Source organism: Ensifer sp. Root423 (assembly GCF_001426275.1).
Taxonomy (GTDB): domain Bacteria; phylum Pseudomonadota; class Alphaproteobacteria; order Rhizobiales; family Rhizobiaceae; genus Ensifer; species Ensifer adhaerens.
In genome coordinates this window covers 1-17,555 of sequence record NZ_LMEG01000033.1, presented here as the reverse complement: position 1 = coordinate 17,555, position 17,555 = coordinate 1, and the positions used below count along the sequence as shown (strand labels likewise).

The 17,555-nt window shown below is 59.6% G+C and carries 15 protein-coding genes and 1 tRNA gene; 2 read left to right on the top strand and 14 right to left on the bottom strand.

All coding sequences use genetic code 11. The features are described 5' to 3' along the window. From ASD01_RS34980 to rpsL, 4 genes are all read right to left on the bottom strand, one after another. Positions 1-99, bottom strand: a 99-nt coding sequence (locus ASD01_RS34980) for a GTP-binding protein (RefSeq protein WP_141681087.1), incomplete at its 3' end; no start/stop codon positions are given. Positions 100-169: 70 nt separating this feature from the next. Then, entirely contained in the window at positions 170-2,269 is a 2,100-nt protein-coding gene (gene fusA / locus ASD01_RS23660; RefSeq protein ID WP_034795515.1) for an elongation factor G, read from the bottom strand. 33 nt (positions 2,270-2,302) lie between these two features. Next, positions 2,303-2,773, bottom strand: coding sequence for a 30S ribosomal protein S7 (rpsG, locus tag ASD01_RS23655; RefSeq protein WP_034795512.1), 471 nt, complete (start codon positions 2,771-2,773; stop codon positions 2,303-2,305). 77 nt (positions 2,774-2,850) lie between these two features. Continuing rightward, positions 2,851-3,222 carry a 30S ribosomal protein S12 gene (gene rpsL / locus ASD01_RS23650; protein ID WP_003507760.1) on the bottom strand — a complete coding sequence of 124 codons (372 nt, stop codon included), beginning with the start codon at positions 3,220-3,222 and terminating at the stop codon, positions 2,851-2,853. Between the two features lie 567 nt (positions 3,223-3,789). On the opposite strand from rpsL, the gene ASD01_RS23645 reads away from it, so the two are divergent. After that, entirely contained in the window at positions 3,790-4,086 is a 297-nt protein-coding gene (locus tag ASD01_RS23645) for a hypothetical protein (RefSeq protein ID WP_034795498.1), read from the top strand. A gap of 123 nt (positions 4,087-4,209) precedes the next feature. Here ASD01_RS23645 and rpoC read toward each other — a convergent pair whose 3' ends face one another. The 9 genes from rpoC to ASD01_RS23600 all read right to left on the bottom strand — a co-directional run bounded on the left by rpoC (position 4,210) and on the right by ASD01_RS23600 (position 16,655). Further along, complete coding sequence (gene rpoC / locus ASD01_RS23640) at positions 4,210-8,415, bottom strand: DNA-directed RNA polymerase subunit beta' (RefSeq protein WP_034795495.1); 4,206 nt, start codon at positions 8,413-8,415, stop codon at positions 4,210-4,212. Between the two features lie 184 nt (positions 8,416-8,599). Further along, a complete protein-coding gene (rpoB, locus tag ASD01_RS23635; RefSeq protein WP_034795492.1) occupies positions 8,600-12,739 on the bottom strand; it encodes a DNA-directed RNA polymerase subunit beta in 4,140 nt (1,379 codons plus the stop codon). Between the two features lie 267 nt (positions 12,740-13,006). Further along, positions 13,007-13,384 (bottom strand): 50S ribosomal protein L7/L12, encoded by a 378-nt coding sequence (rplL, locus tag ASD01_RS23630; protein WP_034795489.1) that lies wholly within the window; start codon positions 13,382-13,384, stop codon positions 13,007-13,009. A 58-nt stretch (positions 13,385-13,442) separates the two neighbouring features. Next, positions 13,443-13,961: a 50S ribosomal protein L10 gene (gene rplJ / locus ASD01_RS23625; RefSeq protein ID WP_034795485.1), complete on the bottom strand. Its 519-nt coding sequence runs from the start codon at positions 13,959-13,961 to the stop codon at positions 13,443-13,445. Positions 13,962-14,291: 330 nt separating this feature from the next. Continuing rightward, positions 14,292-14,990 carry a 50S ribosomal protein L1 gene (gene rplA / locus ASD01_RS23620; RefSeq protein WP_034795482.1) on the bottom strand — a complete coding sequence of 233 codons (699 nt, stop codon included), beginning with the start codon at positions 14,988-14,990 and terminating at the stop codon, positions 14,292-14,294. 4 nt (positions 14,991-14,994) lie between these two features. After that, positions 14,995-15,426 (bottom strand): 50S ribosomal protein L11, encoded by a 432-nt coding sequence (rplK, locus tag ASD01_RS23615; protein WP_034795479.1) that lies wholly within the window; start codon positions 15,424-15,426, stop codon positions 14,995-14,997. A gap of 208 nt (positions 15,427-15,634) precedes the next feature. Beyond that, a complete protein-coding gene (gene nusG, locus ASD01_RS23610; protein ID WP_034795476.1) occupies positions 15,635-16,165 on the bottom strand; it encodes a transcription termination/antitermination protein NusG in 531 nt (176 codons plus the stop codon). A 16-nt stretch (positions 16,166-16,181) separates the two neighbouring features. Beyond that, positions 16,182-16,382 (bottom strand): preprotein translocase subunit SecE, encoded by a 201-nt coding sequence (gene secE / locus ASD01_RS23605; RefSeq protein ID WP_034795473.1) that lies wholly within the window; start codon positions 16,380-16,382, stop codon positions 16,182-16,184. 197 nt (positions 16,383-16,579) lie between these two features. Continuing rightward, a tRNA-Trp gene (locus tag ASD01_RS23600) sits at positions 16,580-16,655 on the bottom strand. Positions 16,656-16,909: 254 nt separating this feature from the next. Here ASD01_RS23600 and ASD01_RS23595 point away from each other — a divergent pair. Further along, on the top strand, positions 16,910-17,446 hold the full coding sequence (locus ASD01_RS23595) for a GrpB family protein (RefSeq protein ID WP_034795470.1): 537 nt from the start codon (positions 16,910-16,912) through the stop codon (positions 17,444-17,446). 15 nt (positions 17,447-17,461) lie between these two features. Here the strand turns inward: ASD01_RS23595 and ASD01_RS34975 are convergent. After that, the coding region (locus tag ASD01_RS34975; protein WP_018010126.1) for an EF-Tu C-terminal domain-related protein at positions 17,462-17,555 on the bottom strand (94 nt) is incomplete at its 5' end.

Here is a 17,555-nt window from a genome sequence, read left to right as displayed (position 1 = left end):
CGTGATCGCTGCGGTCAGCGACGTCTTGCCATGGTCAACGTGGCCAATCGTGCCAATGTTAACGTGCGGCTTGTTGCGCTCAAATTTGCTCTTTGCCATTTCCGGCTCTCCGTTTTCTATCCCCTACCGGGGAAAACTTTTAACTTCTGTCAGCGTCTTGGTATTCCGGTCACTTCTGACCGGAATACTTCGCCTGGATTTCCTGCGCGACGTTCGACGGAACCGGCGCGTAGTGATCGAAGGTCATCGTGTACTGCGCGCGGCCCTGAGACATGGAGCGCAGGTTGTCGACGTACTTGAACATGTTCGCCAGCGGAACGTTTGCGTTGATCACAACGGCAACGCCACGCGATTCCTGGCCCTGGATCTGGCCACGGCGGGAGTTCAGGTCGCCGATAACGTCGCCGACGTAGTCTTCCGGCGTTACGACTTCGACCTTCATCATCGGCTCGAGAAGCTGTGCACCAGCCTTCTTGGCCGCTTCACGGAAGCAAGCACGCGATGCGATTTCGAAGGCGAGAACCGACGAGTCGACGTCGTGGAATGCACCGTCGATGAGCGTCGCCTTGACGCCGAGCATCGGGAAGCCAGCGAGCGGACCCGAAGACAGAACGCTTTCGATACCCTTCTGAACGCCCGGGATGTATTCCTTCGGAACAGCACCACCGACGATCTTGGATTCGAAGACGAAATCTTCGCCATCCGGGTTCGGTTCGAACACGATCTTGACGCGCGCGAACTGACCGGTACCACCGGACTGCTTCTTGTGCGTGTAGTCTTCTTCGTGCTGACGCGTGATGGTTTCGCGGTAGGCAACCTGCGGAGCACCAACGTTGGCTTCAACCTTGAACTCGCGACGCATACGGTCGACGATGATGTCGAGGTGAAGTTCGCCCATGCCAGCGATGATCGTCTGGCCGGATTCCTGGTCGGTCTTGACGCGGAACGACGGGTCTTCAGCTGCCAGGCGGTTGAGCGCGAGGCCCATCTTTTCCTGGTCGCCCTTGGACTTCGGCTCGATCGCGATCTGGATGACCGGCTCCGGGAATTCCATGCGCTCGAGGATAACCGGCTTCAGCGGATCGCAAAGCGTGTCACCCGTGGTGGTTTCCTTGAGACCGGCAAGAGCAACGATGTCGCCTGCGAAGGCTTCTTCGATGTCTTCACGCGAGTTCGAGTGCATCTGCAGCATACGGCCGACGCGCTCGCGCTTGTCCTTGACCGTGTTCATGACAGACGAGCCCTTTTCGAGCTTGCCCGAATAGATGCGTGCGAAGGTCAGCGAACCGACGAAGGGGTCGTTCATGATCTTGAACGCGAGCATCGAAAGCGGCTCGGCGTCGTCAGCGTGACGCTCGATCTCGGCTTCGGTCTTGGCGTCGATGCCCTTGATCGCCGGAATGTCGAGCGGCGACGGCAGGTAGTCGACAACCGCGTCGAGAAGCGGCTGAACGCCCTTGTTCTTGAACGCGGTACCGCAGAACATCGGGTGGAACTTCACGTCGATGGTGCCGCGGCGAACGAGTTCGCGGATCTTGTCGTTCGAGGGCATGTTGCCTTCGAGGTAGGCTTCCATCGCGGCTTCGTCGATCTCGACAACGGTCTCGATCAGCTTCTCGCGATATTCTTCGGCCTTGTCCTTCATGTCGTCCGGAATCTCGACGACGTCCCACTGGGCGCCGAGCGATTCGTCGCGCCAGACGAGAGCGTTCATCTCGACCAGGTCGATAACACCCTTGAACTCGGTTTCAGCGCCGATCGGCAGCTGCATGACGACGGCGATCGCGCCCAGACGGGTCTTGATCATCTCGACCGAGCGGTAGAAGTCCGCGCCGGTCTTGTCCATCTTGTTGCAGAAGATCATGCGCGGAACGTTGTACTTTTCCGCCTGACGCCAGACGGTTTCCGTCTGCGGCTCAACACCGGCGTTGGCGTCGAGCAGCGCGATGGCGCCGTCGAGAACGCGCAGCGAACGCTCGACTTCGATGGTGAAGTCAACGTGGCCGGGGGTGTCGATGATGTTGAAGCGGCGAGCCTTGCCGTCACGACCCTTCCAGAAGGTGGTCGTCGCAGCAGACGTGATCGTGATGCCGCGTTCCTGTTCCTGCTCCATCCAGTCCATGGTAGCGGCGCCGTCGTGGACTTCGCCGATCTTGTGGGACTTGCCGGTGTAGTAGAGAATGCGCTCGGTCGTCGTGGTCTTGCCGGCGTCGATGTGCGCCATGATACCGAAGTTACGGTAATCTTCGATTTTGTATTCGCGTGCCATAGTGGACTGCCTCTTGAGACGTTCGCGCCAGAATTACCAGCGATAGTGCGAGAACGCACGGTTGGCATCAGCCATCTTGTGCGTGTCTTCGCGCTTCTTCACGGCGCTACCACGGTTGTTCGCTGCGTCCATGAGTTCGCCGCAGAGGCGATCAACCATGGTCGTTTCGTTGCGCTTGCGTGCAGCCGTGATCAGCCAACGGATGGCGAGAGCCTGGCGACGCTCCGGACGAACGTCGACCGGAACCTGGTAGGTTGCACCACCAACGCGACGCGAACGCACTTCAACGTGCGGCGCGATGTTGTCGAGCGCGGAATGGAATACAGCGATCGGCTCCTGCTTCAGCTTGGCCTGAACCGCATCGAACGCACCGTAAACGATGGTTTCAGCGACCGACTTCTTGCCGTGCAGCATGATCGCATTCATGAACTTCGTGACAACCAGATCACCGAACTTCGGATCCGGGTTGATCTCACGCTTTTCTGCTCTATGACGTCTGGACATACTTCTCGTCTCTTCAAACTATTTAGCGCTCTACCACGCGGAGGACCTCGCGCAGCGCCGGGATTTTCAAAACCGAATTACTTCGGACGCTTCGCACCGTACTTCGAACGGCGCTGCTTGCGGTTCTTGACGCCCTGGGTATCGAGAACACCGCGGATGATGTGATAACGAACACCCGGAAGGTCCTTAACGCGGCCGCCACGGATCATCACGACCGAGTGTTCCTGAAGGTTGTGGCCTTCACCCGGAATGTAGCCGATGACTTCGAAGCCGTTCGTCAGACGAATCTTGGCAACCTTACGCAGAGCCGAGTTCGGCTTCTTCGGGGTCGTCGTGTAAACGCGGGTGCAAACGCCACGCTTCTGCGGGTTTTCCTGCAGAGCAGGAACCTTGTTGCGCTTTACCTGTGCCTGACGAGGCTTACGGATCAGCTGGTTTACGGTAGGCATATACCCATCCCTTGCAAAATCTTGTCACATTACCCTTGCGGGCGGATCGTTGCCGTCGCCGGCAGTTTCGAACGCCTCATGAAATGCGCAAAACAAGGGCCGATCCGCCTTTTCCGCAGATGGCCCCAAATAAAGCAGAGGACGCACTATTTCGTGCGTCGTGCGTGCAGCATTGTAGTCGTCAGCGTGCGTTTCGAACCTTGTTTGAGGCGAACTTCAGAACGCGACGTTCCGAACCAGCCAGCCTCACATGGGCTCCGATGCGGCGGGGTGTACTGATTTCAAGGCGAACAGTCAAGGGCAATTAAGAAATATTCCCGGACGCGTTCGCCCGGCATGCCTGAAAAACAAGGCTTTTGCACATGGTTTGGCGCCTGGCGCCCGCCTCATCTGCCCTTCTGTGCCCGGAGTGTCTGACGGGATTAAGGAATCGGCAACCACTTTGTGGGGGTTTTCCACGATGATCGACTCGCTCTCAACGGAAGCGTCCGCGCGGCATTGCATTTCCATCGCGCTGATTCAAAAAGGAAGCTAAGGTCGCACCAAACCCATTCGAAAGGAAACAAAATGGCCGTCACCCCAGACAACGACAATGCCCCGGACGAGCCGATGGTGTTCATCATCATCGGCAAGGCCTACGAGACCGACGGCGACGAGGACGGCGTGGACATTCACGTAATGCTGAAGGCGCCCGACGACGATACCGCGGTACGCGAAGCGCTCAACGCGCTTGCAGAAGAAGGTTTTCTCGAGGCCGACCTGGACCAGATCGGCACATTGACCGACGTTCCGAGCGAAGAGCCGCACGCGTCCGCCTATCAGGGTGCGCTCGAAGGCGAAGTCGCGATCATCCGCTTCAGCTGAGACGCTGCAAGACCGCCCATCGCACCAGCTCCCAAGACCGTATTTGCAAAAGAAGAAGCCGCCGAGATCGCTCTCGGCGGCTTCTTATTTTGTGAGGTTGGAGGGCGAACACGCCCTCCCCCATTATTCGGCTGCCGCGTTCTCGCTTGCGAGATCGGCGAGCATCGGCGTTGCCACGTCTGCACCGGTGCCGCGACGACGCTCTTCCAGGATCATTTCGTCGCGCGCGGTTGCGATGCGACGGATCTGGGTCATCGTGCCGCCGGTACCGGCCGGGATCAGACGGCCGACGATGACGTTTTCCTTCAGACCCTGCAGGCCGTCGGTCTTGCCGGCGATTGCGGCTTCCGTCAGGACCTTCGTGGTCTCCTGGAACGACGCTGCCGAGATGAACGACGGCGTCTGCAGCGAGGCCTTGGTGATGCCGAGCAGGACCGGATCGCCGTAAGCCGGCTTCTTGCCCTGTTCGATCAGGCCGTCATTGACGTCTTCGAGCTCGATGCGATCGACGTTGTCGCCGACGATGTAGGTCGAGTCACCGGCGTCGGTGATTTCAACCTTCTGCAGCATCTGACGGACGATCACCTCGATGTGCTTGTCGTTGATGACAACGCCCTGCAGTCGGTAGACTTCCTGGATTTCGTTGACCAGGTAGGAAGCAAGTGCTTCCACGCCCTTGATCGCCAGGATGTCGTGCGGCGCCGGGTTGCCGTCGAGGATGTAGTCGCCCTTTTCGATGTAGTCGCCATCCTGAAGATGGAAGGGCTTGCCCTTCGGGATCAGGTATTCGACCGGCTCGACACCGTCTTCCGCCGGCTCGATCAGAACGCGACGCTTGTTCTTGTAGTCGCGGCCGAAGCGGATCGTACCATCGATCTCAGCGATGATGGCGTGATCCTTCGGACGACGTGCTTCGAACAGTTCGGCAACGCGCGGCAGACCACCGGTGATGTCCTTGGTCTTGGCGCTTTCGAGCGGCGAACGTGCAAGCACGTCACCCTGCGAAACCTTCGTGCCCGGTTCGACCGACAGAATGGCGTCAACCGAAAGCATGAAGCGGGCGTCGCCACCACGCGACAGCTTCATGACTGCGCCGTTCTTGTCCTTGATGACGATCGCCGGCTTCAGGTCCGTACCGCGCGGCGTCGAACGCCAATCGATAACCTGACGCTTGGTGATGCCGGTGGACTCGTCGGTCGCTTCCAGAACCGAGATGCCGTCGACGACGTCTTCGAAGTGAACGGTACCTTCCACTTCCGTCATCATCGGACGGGTGTAGGGGTCCCATTCGGCGAGACGCTGACCGCGCTTCACCTTGTCGCCGTCGTCGACGAGGATCTTCGAACCGTAGGCAACGCGCTGCGAGGACCGCTCGACGCCACGTTCATCCAGGATCTGGACGGCCATGTTACGACCCATGGCGACGAGAACGCCGTCAGAGTTGCGCAGCATGTTGCGGTTCTTGATCTGAACCGTACCTTCGTAGGACGCTTCGAGGAACGACTGGTCAACCACGGTCGCCGTACCACCCAAGTGGAAGGTACGCATGGTGAGCTGGGTGCCCGGTTCACCGATCGACTGTGCGGCGATAACGCCAACCGCTTCGCCCATGTTGACCGGCGTACCACGAGCCAGGTCGCGGCCGTAGCAGACGCCGCAAACGCCCGTCTGGATTTCGCAGGTCAGCGCCGAGCGGATGCGGATCGACTGAATACCAGCCTTCTCGATCTCGATGACATCCGGTTCAAGGATCATCCGGCCGGCGTCGACGATGCGAGCGCCCGTGACCGGGTGATCGATGTCGTCCAAAGCCGTACGACCGAGAATACGAGCGCCAAGCGAAGCCACGACCTGACCGGCATCGACGATCGCCGTCATGGTGAGGCCCTTGTCGGTGCCGCAATCGACGGAGTTGACGATGCAATCCTGCGCGACGTCGACGAGACGGCGGGTCAGGTAACCGGAGTTCGCGGTTTTCAAGGCAGTGTCTGCCAGACCCTTACGGGCACCGTGGGTCGAGTTGAAGTACTCGTTAACGGTCAGGCCTTCCTTGAAGTTCGAGATGATTGGCGTCTCGATGATTTCGCCCGACGGCTTGGCCATGAGGCCACGCATACCGCCCAGCTGGCGCATCTGGTTCGGAGAACCACGAGCACCCGAGTGCGACATCATGTAGATCGAGTTCATCGGCTTCTGGCGACCATTGTCGTCGAACTCGACCGCCTTGATGCGGGCCATCATTTCTTCGGCGACCTTTTCCGTCGCCTTGCCCCAGGCGTCGACAACCTTGTTGTACTTTTCGCCTTGGGTGATGAGGCCGTCATTGTACTGCTGCTCGTATTCCTTCACGAGCGCTTCAGTGTCGCCGACGATCTTCACCTTGGTGTCCGGGATGACCATGTCGTCCTTGCCGAACGAAATGCCGGCGCGGCAGGCATGGGCGAAGCCGAGCTGCATGATGCGGTCGCAGAAGATGACCGTGTCCTTCTGGCCGCAATGACGGTAGACCGTGTCGATCATCTTGGAGATGTTCTTCTTGGTCATTTCCTGGTTGCAGGTATCGAACGGCACGTTGACGTTGCGCGGCAGCAGCTCGCCGATGATCATGCGGCCAGGCGTGGTTTCATAGATCTTCGAAACCGGGTTGCCCTCGGCGTCGACGGTCTTGAAGCGGCCACGGATCTTGGCGTGCAGCGTCACGGCCTTGGTTTCGAGCGCGTGGTGCAACTCGCCCATGTCCGAGAACGCCATGCCTTCGCCCGGCTCGTTCTGGTTCAGGATCGACAAGTAGTAGAGACCGAGAACCATGTCCTGCGACGGAACGATGATCGGCGCGCCGTTTGCCGGGTGCAGAATGTTGTTGGTCGACATCATCAGCACGCGGGCTTCGAGCTGAGCTTCGAGCGACAGCGGCACGTGAACGGCCATCTGGTCACCGTCGAAGTCGGCGTTGAAGGCCGTGCAGACGAGCGGGTGCAGCTGGATCGCCTTGCCTTCGACCAGGGTCGGTTCGAAGGCCTGGATGCCCAGGCGGTGCAGCGTCGGCGCACGGTTCAGGAGAACCGGGTGCTCGCGGATGACCTCGTCGAGGATATCCCAGACTTCCGGCTTTTCCTTTTCGACGAGCTTCTTTGCCTGCTTGACGGTGGACGAGAAGCCCTTGGCGTCAAGACGCGCGTAGATGAACGGCTTGAACAGCTCGAGCGCCATCTTCTTCGGCAGGCCGCACTGGTGCAGCTTCAGCTCCGGGCCGGTCACGATGACCGAACGGCCGGAATAGTCGACGCGCTTGCCGAGCAGGTTCTGACGGAAGCGGCCCTGCTTGCCCTTGAGCATGTCGGACAGCGACTTCAGCGGACGCTTGTTGGCGCCGGTGATGACGCGGCCACGACGGCCGTTGTCGAACAACGCATCGACAGATTCCTGCAGCATGCGCTTTTCGTTGCGGATGATGATGCCCGGGGCGCGCAGTTCGATCAGGCGCTTCAGACGGTTGTTACGGTTGATGACGCGGCGATAGAGATCGTTCAGATCCGAGGTCGCGAAACGGCCGCCGTCGAGCGGCACGAGCGGACGCAGATCCGGGGGGATCACCGGAACGACCTTCATGATCATCCATTCCGGGCGGTTGCCGGAATCCATGAAGTTCTCGACGATCTTCAGCCGCTTCATCAGCTTCTTCTGCTTCAGATCCGAGGTCGTCTCAGCGAGCTCGGCGCGCAGGTCGCCGGCGATCTTTTCCAGGTTCATTGAAGCGAGCATTTCGTAGATCGCTTCGGCGCCGATCATGGCGGTGAACTGGTCTTCGCCGAACTCGTCGACGGCGAGCATGTAGTCTTCTTCGCTGAGGAGCTGGTTTTCCTTCAGCGACGTCAGACCCGGCTCGGTGACGATGTAGTTTTCGAAGTACAGAACGCGCTCGACATCCTTCAGCGTCATGTCGAGCAGCGTCGAAATGCGGCTCGGCAGCGACTTCAGGAACCAGATGTGGGCAACGGGAGCGGCGAGCTCGATGTGGCCCATGCGCTCACGGCGAACGCGCGACAACGTCACTTCGACGCCGCACTTTTCGCAGATGATGCCCTTGTACTTCATGCGCTTGTACTTGCCGCACAGGCACTCGTAGTCCTTGATCGGTCCAAAGATGCGCGCGCAGAACAGACCGTCGCGTTCCGGCTTGAACGTGCGGTAGTTGATCGTCTCCGGCTTCTTGATCTCACCGTAAGACCAGGAAAGAATCTTCTCCGGCGAGGCGATCGAAATCCGAATGGAATCGAAGGTCTGTGCAGGCACCTGCGGATTGAAAAGATTCATGACCTCTTGGTTCATGCCTGTCTCCTTTACGGGCTTTACGCCCTGAGCTTGGCGAGGGTGCCGACAAATCCCGGGCGCCGGCCCCTGCCCCATAAACAGCTAAAACCGCATTGGCTGCGGCTTCGTTCCTGCCGGAGACGTCAGCGTCTCCCGGCGGAAACGGTGCGCGCCGCATGAGCGGCACGCACCTTGGGTCTCTTTACTCGGCTGCGTCGGGCAACTGCGCCGCGCCAGCCTCGTCGACCTTCGAGTTTTCGAGCTCGACCGAAAGGCCCAGCGAGCGCATTTCCTTGACGAGAACGTTGAAGCTCTCCGGAATGCCCGCTTCGAAGGTATCGTCGCCACGGACGATCGCTTCGTAGACCTTCGTACGACCGGCAACGTCGTCCGACTTGACCGTCAGCATTTCCTGCAGGGTGTAGGCGGCGCCGTACGCTTCGAGCGCCCAGACCTCCATTTCCCCGAAGCGCTGACCGCCGAACTGCGCCTTACCACCGAGCGGCTGCTGGGTGACGAGCGAGTACGGACCGATCGAACGGGCGTGGATCTTGTCGTCGACCAGGTGGTTGAGCTTCAACATGTAGATGTAGCCCACGGTCACCTGGCGGTCGAACTGATCGCCGGTACGGCCGTCATAGAGCGTCGACTGACCGGTCACCTTCAGACCTGCCTGCTCCAGCATCTCGTTGACGTCGGCTTCGACAGCACCGTCGAAGACCGGCGTTGCGATCGAAACGCCGCGACGGGTCTGCTCGGCCAGGCGCACGATCGACTCGTCGTCGTACTGCTTGATCGGCTCACCCTTCGGGCCCGACCCGATGACGCTGTCGATGGTGTCGCGCAGCGGCTGGATATCGGCACCTGCCTTGTAGGCGTCGAGCATCGCGCCGATCTTCTGACCCATGCCGGCGCAAGCCCAGCCAAGGTGGGTTTCGAGGATCTGGCCGACGTTCATGCGCGAAGGCACGCCGAGCGGGTTCAGAACGACGTCGACATGCGTGCCGTCTTCCAGGAACGGCATGTCTTCGATCGGTACGATACGCGACACAACGCCCTTGTTGCCGTGACGGCCGGCCATCTTGTCACCCGGCTGGATCTTGCGCTTCACAGCGACGAAGACCTTGACCATCTTCATGACGCCCGGAGGCATTTCGTCGCCGCGCTGGACCTTCTCGACCTTGTCCATGAAGCGCTGTTCGAGGCGCGACTTGGATTCGTCGTACTGGGCGCGCAGAGCTTCGATCTCGCCCTGAGCCTTTTCGTCTTCGACGGCGAACATCCACCACTGCGAGCGGGGGTATTCGCTGACGACGAGGTTCGAAAGCTCGGTGCCCTTCTTGAAGCCCTTCGGGCCGGCAACGGCCGTGTGGCCACGCAGCATGTCGACGAGACGGGCGTAGACGTTGCGGTCCAGGATCGCCTGTTCGTCGTCGCGGTCCTTGGCGAGGCGTTCGATTTCCTCGCGCTCGATCGCCATCGCGCGCTCGTCCTTCTCAACGCCGTGGCGGTTGAAGACGCGAACTTCGACGACGGTACCGAAGGTGCCCGGGGGCATGCGCATCGAGGTGTCGCGAACGTCGGAGGCCTTTTCACCGAAGATGGCGCGCAGAAGCTTTTCTTCCGGCGTCATCGGGCTTTCGCCCTTCGGCGTGATCTTGCCGACGAGGATGTCACCCGGCTGAACCTCTGCACCGATATAAACGATACCGGCTTCGTCAAGGTTGCGCAGCGCTTCTTCCGAAACGTTCGGAATGTCGCGGGTGATTTCTTCCGGACCCAGCTTGGTGTCACGCGCCATCACTTCGAATTCTTCGATGTGGATGGAGGTGAACACGTCGTCGCGCACGATCCGCTCGGAGAGCAGGATCGAGTCTTCGTAGTTGTAGCCGTTCCACGGCATGAACGCGACGAGCGCGTTGCGGCCGAGAGCCAGGTCACCGAGGTCGGTCGACGGACCGTCAGCGATGATGTCACCCTTGTTCAGGATGTCACCGACGGTGACCAGCGGGCGCTGGTTGACGCAGGTGTTCTGGTTCGAGCGCTGGAACTTCTGCAGACGGTAGATATCGACGCCCGACTTCGACGGATCGAGGTCTTCGGTGGCGCGGATAACGATACGCGTCGCGTCAACCTGGTCGACGACACCGCCACGACGGGCTGCAATAGCAGCGCCGGAGTCACGGGCAACGACCGGCTCCATGCCGGTACCGACGAACGGTGCTTCGGCGCGCAGCAGCGGCACGGCCTGACGCTGCATGTTCGAGCCCATCAGTGCGCGGTTGGCGTCGTCGTTCTCGAGGAACGGGATGAGCGCCGCTGCGACCGAAACGAGCTGCTTCGGCGAAACGTCCATCAGGTTGATGTTGTCGCGCGGCGCCAGCATAACTTCGCCGGCGTGACGGCAAACAACGAACTCTTCAGCGAACGAGCCATCGTTCTCGAGAACCGAGTTTGCCTGGGCAACGTGGTACTTCGCCTCTTCCATTGCGGAGAGATAGACGACGTCGTTCGTCACCTTGCCGTCAACGATCTTGCGGTACGGGCTTTCGATGAAGCCGTACTTGTTGACGCGGGCAAAGGTTGCAAGCGAGTTGATCAGACCGATGTTCGGGCCTTCCGGCGTTTCGATCGGGCAAATACGGCCGTAGTGGGTCGGGTGAACGTCGCGGACTTCGAAGCCGGCGCGCTCGCGGGTCAGACCACCCGGGCCAAGAGCCGAAAGACGGCGCTTGTGGGTGATTTCCGAAAGCGGGTTCACCTGGTCCATGAACTGCGACAGCTGCGAGGAGCCGAAGAACTCGCGAACGGCGGCCGCAGCCGGCTTCGCGTTGATCAGGTCCTGCGGCATGACCGTGTCGATTTCGATCGAGGACATGCGTTCCTTGATCGCGCGCTCCATGCGGAGCAGGCCGAGACGGTACTGGTTCTCCATGAGCTCGCCGACCGAACGAACACGGCGGTTGCCGAGGTTGTCGATGTCGTCGATCTCGCCCTTGCCGTCACGCAGCTCGACGAGCATCTTGACGACAGCCAGGATGTCTTCCTTGCGCAGGATGCGCACGGTGTCGGCAACTTCGAGGTCGAGACGCATGTTCATCTTGACGCGACCGACGGCCGAAAGGTCGTAGCGCTCGGCATCGAAGAACAGCGTGTTGAACATGGCTTCCGCGGAATCCATGGTCGGCGGTTCACCCGGACGCATGACGCGGTAGATGTCGAACAGGGCGTCCTGACGGTTCTCGTTCTTGTCTACGGTCAGCGTGTTGCGGATGTAGGCGCCTACATTGATGTGGTCGATGTCGAGAACCGGGATCTCGTCGAAACCAGCCGAGAGGATGACCGGAAGGGTCTTCTCGTCGATTTCGTCGCCGGCTTCGAGATAGATCTCGCCGGTGCTGTAGTTGACGACGTCTTCGGCAAGGTAGTTGCCGTAGAGGTCATCATTGGTCGCCTTGAGCGCCTTCAGGCCCTTTTCCTGCAGCTGGCGCAGCAGACGCGGGGTCAGCTTCTTGCCAGCTTCGACAACGACTTCGCCGGTGTCGGCGTCGACCATCTCGGTGATGGCCTTCTGGCCCTTAAGGGCGTCCGGCTGGAACGGCACGCGCCAGCCTTCGCCGTCGCGCTGGTAGAGCGACTTCGTGTAGAAGGTGTCGAGGATTTCCTCGCCGTCCATTCCGAGCGCCATCAGCAGCGACGTCACCGGAATCTTGCGGCGACGGTCGATACGGGCATGAACGATATCCTTGGCATCGAACTCGATGTCGAGCCAGGAACCGCGGTAAGGAATGACACGGGCCGCAAACAGCAGCTTGCCCGACGAGTGGCTCTTGCCCTTGTCGTGGTCGAAGAACACGCCCGGCGAACGGTGCATCTGCGAAACGATGACGCGCTCGGTGCCGTTGACGATGAAGGTACCGTTGTCGGTCATGAGCGGCATGTCGCCCATGTAGACGTTCTGTTCCTTGATGTCCTTGATCGACTTCGCGCCGGTATCCTCGTCGATATCGAACACGATGAGGCGCAGCGTCACCTTGAGCGGCGCTGCGTAGGTCAGATCGCGCTGACGGCATTCTTCGACGTCGAACTTCGGCGGCTCGAATTCGTACGAAACGAATTCAAGCATCGATGCGCCCGAGAAGTCCTTGATCGGGAAAACGGACTTGAAAACAGCTTGGAGCCCTTCATCAGGGCGACCGCCCTTGGGCTCTTCAACCATCAGAAACTGGTCGTAGGATGCCTTTTGAACCTCGATGAGGTTCGGCATTTCTGCGACTTCTGGAATTTTACCAAAAAACTTGCGTACGCGCCTGCGACCGTTAAACGAAAGGGTCTGAGCCATCGTCGCTCCTTGTCAATCTTGCATCCGGGCCTGCAACGGACGGGAACCGATGGCCAGTCGACCCCGTCAATCAATGAGTAGTTCAATCTCGTCCAACCAACGAAAAACGCTCAGCGCGGATTGCTGTGCTGCCTTCCGTTCGAGACCATCCTCTTGAAGAACCCATTACCCAAAAGCCGTTTTTCGACAGGCTTTTGGGTAATATGTTCTAAAAACGGTCAAAGAGAGGCGGCCTGAAAAGGCCACCTCCCCTTGCATGTAGCCGAATTACTTGACGTCAACCTTGGCGCCAGCGTCTTCGAGCTTCTTCTTGAGGTCAGCAGCTTCAGCCTTGGAAACTGCTTCCTTAACCGGCTTCGGAGCGCCTTCGACCAGGTCCTTGGCTTCCTTGAGGCCGAGGCCGGTGATGCCGCGAACTTCCTTGATGACGTTGATCTTGTTGGCGCCAGCGTCAACGAGGATAACGTCAAACTCGGTCTTTTCTTCTTCAGCAGCAGCCGGAGCAGCAGCGCCGCCAGCAGCAGCGACAGCTACCGGAGCAGCAGCCGAAACGCCCCACTTCTCTTCGAGCAGCTTGGAAAGCTCAGCAGCTTCCAGAACGGTCAGCGAGGAGAGGTCTTCAACGATCTTTGCGAGATCAGCCATTTTACTTTTCCTTTTGTTCGGTTCGAACTGGTTTTAAATACAACAGCGAAAATCCGCCTTAGGCGGCTTCGTCCTTCTTGGCATAGGCCGAGAACACGCGAGCAAGCTGGCTTGCCGGTGCCTGAACAACCGTTGCGACGCGGGTTGCCGGGGCATTGAGAAGGCCCAGCAGCTTTGCGCGCAGCTCGTCGAGCGAAGGCAGGGTCGCAAGCGACTTGACTGCTTCGGCGTTGAGCGTGGTCGTGCCCATGGCGCCACCGAGAACAACGAGCTTGTCGTTGGTCTTGGCGAAATCCATGACAACCTTAGGAGCCGTGATCGGGTCTTCGCTGTATGCGATCAGCGTCTGACCCTTGAAGAGATTGGTCATCCCTTCCGACTCGGTGCCCTGAAGAGCGATCTTGGCCAGGCGGTTTTTCGCGACTTTGACGGTGCCGCCAGCAGCGCGCATCTTCGAACGGAAGTCGTTCATCTGCGCAACTGTGACACCAGCATAGTGGGCCACGACAACCGAACCGGAAGCCTTGAAGACTTCGTTCAGCTCCGTGACGAATTCGCGTTTTTCCGCTCTTTCCACTGTCTGTCTCCAGTAGACAGGGTTGCAATAATGCAGCCCCATCGGGTTTGCCTTTGTCACCCGAGATCGAGCTCGATCCCTGATAACGCTTAAGGATCCTGTCCCTTGGCGTTCCCGGAAGAGCCGGGTCTGACACAAGGCAAGCGAGGTTCGAACCGAATTTCGACGCCTCCGGCGTCATGGCGAAATTCAGATCTTACCCGTCTCATGCAGGCCGAAGTGATTAAGGTATAACCACCCGCAATCTCGGACAGGAGTTCCGGATCGAAATCCGGATTTCCGGCCCCGAAGGGCCGGAAACTCTTTCCCGGGCCGAAGCCCGAAAATTCTTTAGGCGACGCTGAGCGTGGCCGGGTCGATCTTGAGGCCCGGGCCCATGGTCGACGAAATCGCGACGCGCTTGACGTAGTTGCCCTTGGCGCCGGTCGGCTTTGCCTTGATCACGGCGTCAGCGAAAGCACGGATGTTTTCTTCCAGTGCCTTGGCGTCGAAGGACGCCTTGCCGATGCCAGCGTGAACGATACCGGCCTTCTCGACGCGGAACTCAACGGCGCCGCCCTTGGAAGCCTTGACGGCACCAGCGACATCCATCGTAACCGTGCCAACCTTCGGGTTCGGCATCATGCCACGCGGGCCGAGAACCTTACCGAGGCGACCGACGAGCGGCATCATGTCCGGGGTGGCGATGCAGCGATCGAAATCGATCTTGCCGCCCTGGACGATTTCGACAAGCTCTTCTGCGCCAACGACGTCAGCACCAGCAGCCTTGGCTTCGTCAGCCTTGGCGCCACGTGCGAAAACGGCGACGCGAACCGAGCGGCCGGTGCCGTTCGGCAGGTTGACAACGCCGCGGACCATCTGGTCAGCGTGGCGCGGGTCAACGCCGAGGTTCATCGCAACTTCGACGGTTTCGTCGAACTTGGCAGTTGCGCGTTCCTTGACCATCGAGACGGCTTCGGTAAGACCGTAGATCTTCGTCGGGTCAACGCCCTCGCGGGACTTCTGTACTCGCTTTGCAATCTTCGCCATGGTCTTAGCCTACCACTTCCAGGCCCATAGCGCGGGCAGAGCCCTCGATCATGGCCATTGCGCCTTCGATATCGGCGGCATTGAGATCCTTCATCTTGGCTTCGGCGATCGACTTGATCTGAGCCTTGGTGAGCTTGCCAGCCGAACCGCCCTTGCCGGGGGTCTTCGAGCCGGACTGGATCTTTGCTTCCTTCTTCAGGAAGTAGCTGACCGGCGGCTGCTTCATGACGAAGGTGAAGGACTTGTCCTGGTAATAGGTGATGACGACCGGGATCGGCATACCCTTTTCCATTTCCTGCGTGGCGGCATTGAACGCCTTGCAGAATTCCATGATGTTAATGCCACGCTGACCGAGCGCAGGACCGATCGGCGGAGACGGATTGGCCGCCCCAGCCTTCACCTGCAGCTTGAGCTGGCCTGCAACTTTCTTAGCCATTTCTCTCTGCCTTTCTAAAATCCCCTCGCGACGGATCGCTCCAAGGACCTGTTATGCCAGTTACCCGGCTCTTGCCGACCTCGATGGCCGGCGGCTGCGGTTGCGTGGTACGGAACATCCGACCCGGCTAAGGCCGGCATCCTTCCACGCGCATGCGGATTTCTCCGCCAGAATGGGCCTAAACCCACCCTATCCTTTTAAGGCCTTATCAGACCTTCTCGACCTGACCGTATTCCAGCTCGACCGGGGTCGCGCGGCCGAAGATCGAAACTTCGACCTTGAGGCGCGAACGCTCTTCGTCGACATCCTGAACGACGCCGTTGAACGAGGCGAACGGACCGTCGGAAACGCGAACCTGCTCGCCGATCTCGAACGAGACCGAAGGCTTCGGACGCTCGACACCATCCTGGACCTGACCGAGGATGCGCTCGGCTTCATGGTCCGGAATCGGAACCGGCTTGCTGTCGGTACCGAGGAAACCGGTTACCTTCGGCGTGTTCTTGATGAGATGGAAAGCCTCATCCGTCAGGTTGGCGCGAACCAGAACGTAGCCCGGGAAGAACTTGCGCTCGGCGTCAACCTTGCGGCCGCGACGCACTTCGACAACCTTCTCGGTCGGCACGAGAATCTTCTCGAACAGGTGCTCGAGACCCTTCTGCTTGGCCTTTTCCTCGATCGATTCAGCGACCTTCTTTTCGAAGTTCGAATAGGCGTGAACAATGTACCAGCGCGCAGCCATACTAGCCTCCACCCAATCAAGCGCCAACGTTGAGGATGAGGCCGATCGCCCAACCCATCAACTGGTCCGCAGCAAAGAAGAAGGCAGCGGCAAAAAAGACCATGACAAAGACCATCAGCGTCGAGATCATCGTCTCGCGCCGAGAGGGCCAGGTCACTTTCGACGTTTCAGAGCGAACCTGCTGCAGAAACGTTACCGGATTCGTTTTGGATGCCATGTAATGCTCACGCCATTACGGCGCGTAAAGCCGATGATTCAGCCCCACGCACCGCGTGTCTGTTTGGACCCTACATAAAGACCGATTCTAAAAACCACAAGAGCCAATCAGTCTTTTCTGTGAATTTCGTCGACCGGCTAACCGATCCTTAAACTTACTCTGCCGAACCCTCAGCTCTTATGCAAGCCTGGAGAGAATGGCAGGGGCAGAGGGGCTCGAACCCCCGACCTGCGGTTTTGGAGACCGCCGCTCTACCAACTGAGCTATACCCCTATTCGGCTGCGTGCCCGTTCAACAACGTCTCGCCGCCTCAAGTCAGCGGCTTCATATTCAGTTTGCCGGAGGATGACAAGCACCTTTCAACGCCGATCCGAAAAAATCCGCATTCAATCGCATCTATCCCCTGCCCTGCCGGCCGGAGTGCCCCACAAAGAAAGGCAAGTCATTGCCTCGCCACTCAGAAATGGTCGCGGCGCTGCGGGCATTCGCTATCCTGCCAGAAGCTCTCCTCACCGGAATCGATTCGCATGTCGCGCATCACGCTGGTCGAATATGATCCTCTCTGGCCGTCGCTCTTTGAGGCGCGGGCGCTTTCCATCACCGCCCTGCTCTCGCCTTTCGTCCGCGAGATCCACCACATCGGAAGCACGGCGATACCCGGACTGGCCGCGAAGCCGAAGATCGATATCGATGCGGTGGTAGCGGACGTAGCGGAGCTGCCGGGGCTCAGCGCTCGCCTCTGCAACGCAGGCTACACCTTTCACGGCGACCCGCACGCAAGCGGCCTGTGGACGTTTACTATGGCAACGCTTGCCTATGGCACGCGGCTCTATCTCTGTGGAGACGACAACGCCGCCCATGCGGCACGTCTAGTGCTCAGGGACCGGCTGCGTGACGCTCCCGAACTCGCCAGCCGCTACGAAGCCCTGAAGCGGCAACTCGCAGAGCAGGCCAATGGCGATTGGGATATCTACACCCACGGCAAGCGCGCCTTCATCGACGAAATCCTGGCGACAACCGAAACGAAAAAGGCCCCGCCGTTGCCGGCGGGGCCTCTCTACTGATCTGAAATCAGTCGATTACTCGACGATCGAGGCAACGATGCCTGCGCCGACGGTACGGCCGCCTTCGCGGATTGCGAAGCGCAGCTTTTCTTCCATCGCGATCGGAACG

What these genes read in the sequence shown, in the direction of transcription:
- fusA (WP_034795515.1), bottom strand. Translation starts at nt 2,269, where the DNA reads ATGGCACGCGAATACAAAATCGAAGATTACCGTAACTTCGGTATCATG.
- rpsG (WP_034795512.1), bottom strand. Translation starts at nt 2,773, where the DNA reads ATGTCCAGACGTCATAGAGCAGAAAAGCGTGAGATCAACCCGGATCCG.
- rpsL (WP_003507760.1), bottom strand. Translation starts at nt 3,222, where the DNA reads ATGCCTACCGTAAACCAGCTGATCCGTAAGCCTCGTCAGGCACAGGTA.
- ASD01_RS23645 (WP_034795498.1), top strand. Translation starts at nt 3,790, where the DNA reads ATGGCCGTCACCCCAGACAACGACAATGCCCCGGACGAGCCGATGGTG.
- rpoC (WP_034795495.1), bottom strand. Translation starts at nt 8,415, where the DNA reads ATGAACCAAGAGGTCATGAATCTTTTCAATCCGCAGGTGCCTGCACAG.
- rpoB (WP_034795492.1), bottom strand. Translation starts at nt 12,739, where the DNA reads ATGGCTCAGACCCTTTCGTTTAACGGTCGCAGGCGCGTACGCAAGTTT.
- rplL (WP_034795489.1), bottom strand. Translation starts at nt 13,384, where the DNA reads ATGGCTGATCTCGCAAAGATCGTTGAAGACCTCTCCTCGCTGACCGTT.
- rplA (WP_034795482.1), bottom strand. Translation starts at nt 14,990, where the DNA reads ATGGCGAAGATTGCAAAGCGAGTACAGAAGTCCCGCGAGGGCGTTGAC.
- rplK (WP_034795479.1), bottom strand. Translation starts at nt 15,426, where the DNA reads ATGGCTAAGAAAGTTGCAGGCCAGCTCAAGCTGCAGGTGAAGGCTGGG.
- nusG (WP_034795476.1), bottom strand. Translation starts at nt 16,165, where the DNA reads ATGGCTGCGCGCTGGTACATTGTTCACGCCTATTCGAACTTCGAAAAG.
- secE (WP_034795473.1), bottom strand. Translation starts at nt 16,382, where the DNA reads ATGGCATCCAAAACGAATCCGGTAACGTTTCTGCAGCAGGTTCGCTCT.
- ASD01_RS23595 (WP_034795470.1), top strand. Translation starts at nt 16,910, where the DNA reads ATGTCGCGCATCACGCTGGTCGAATATGATCCTCTCTGGCCGTCGCTC.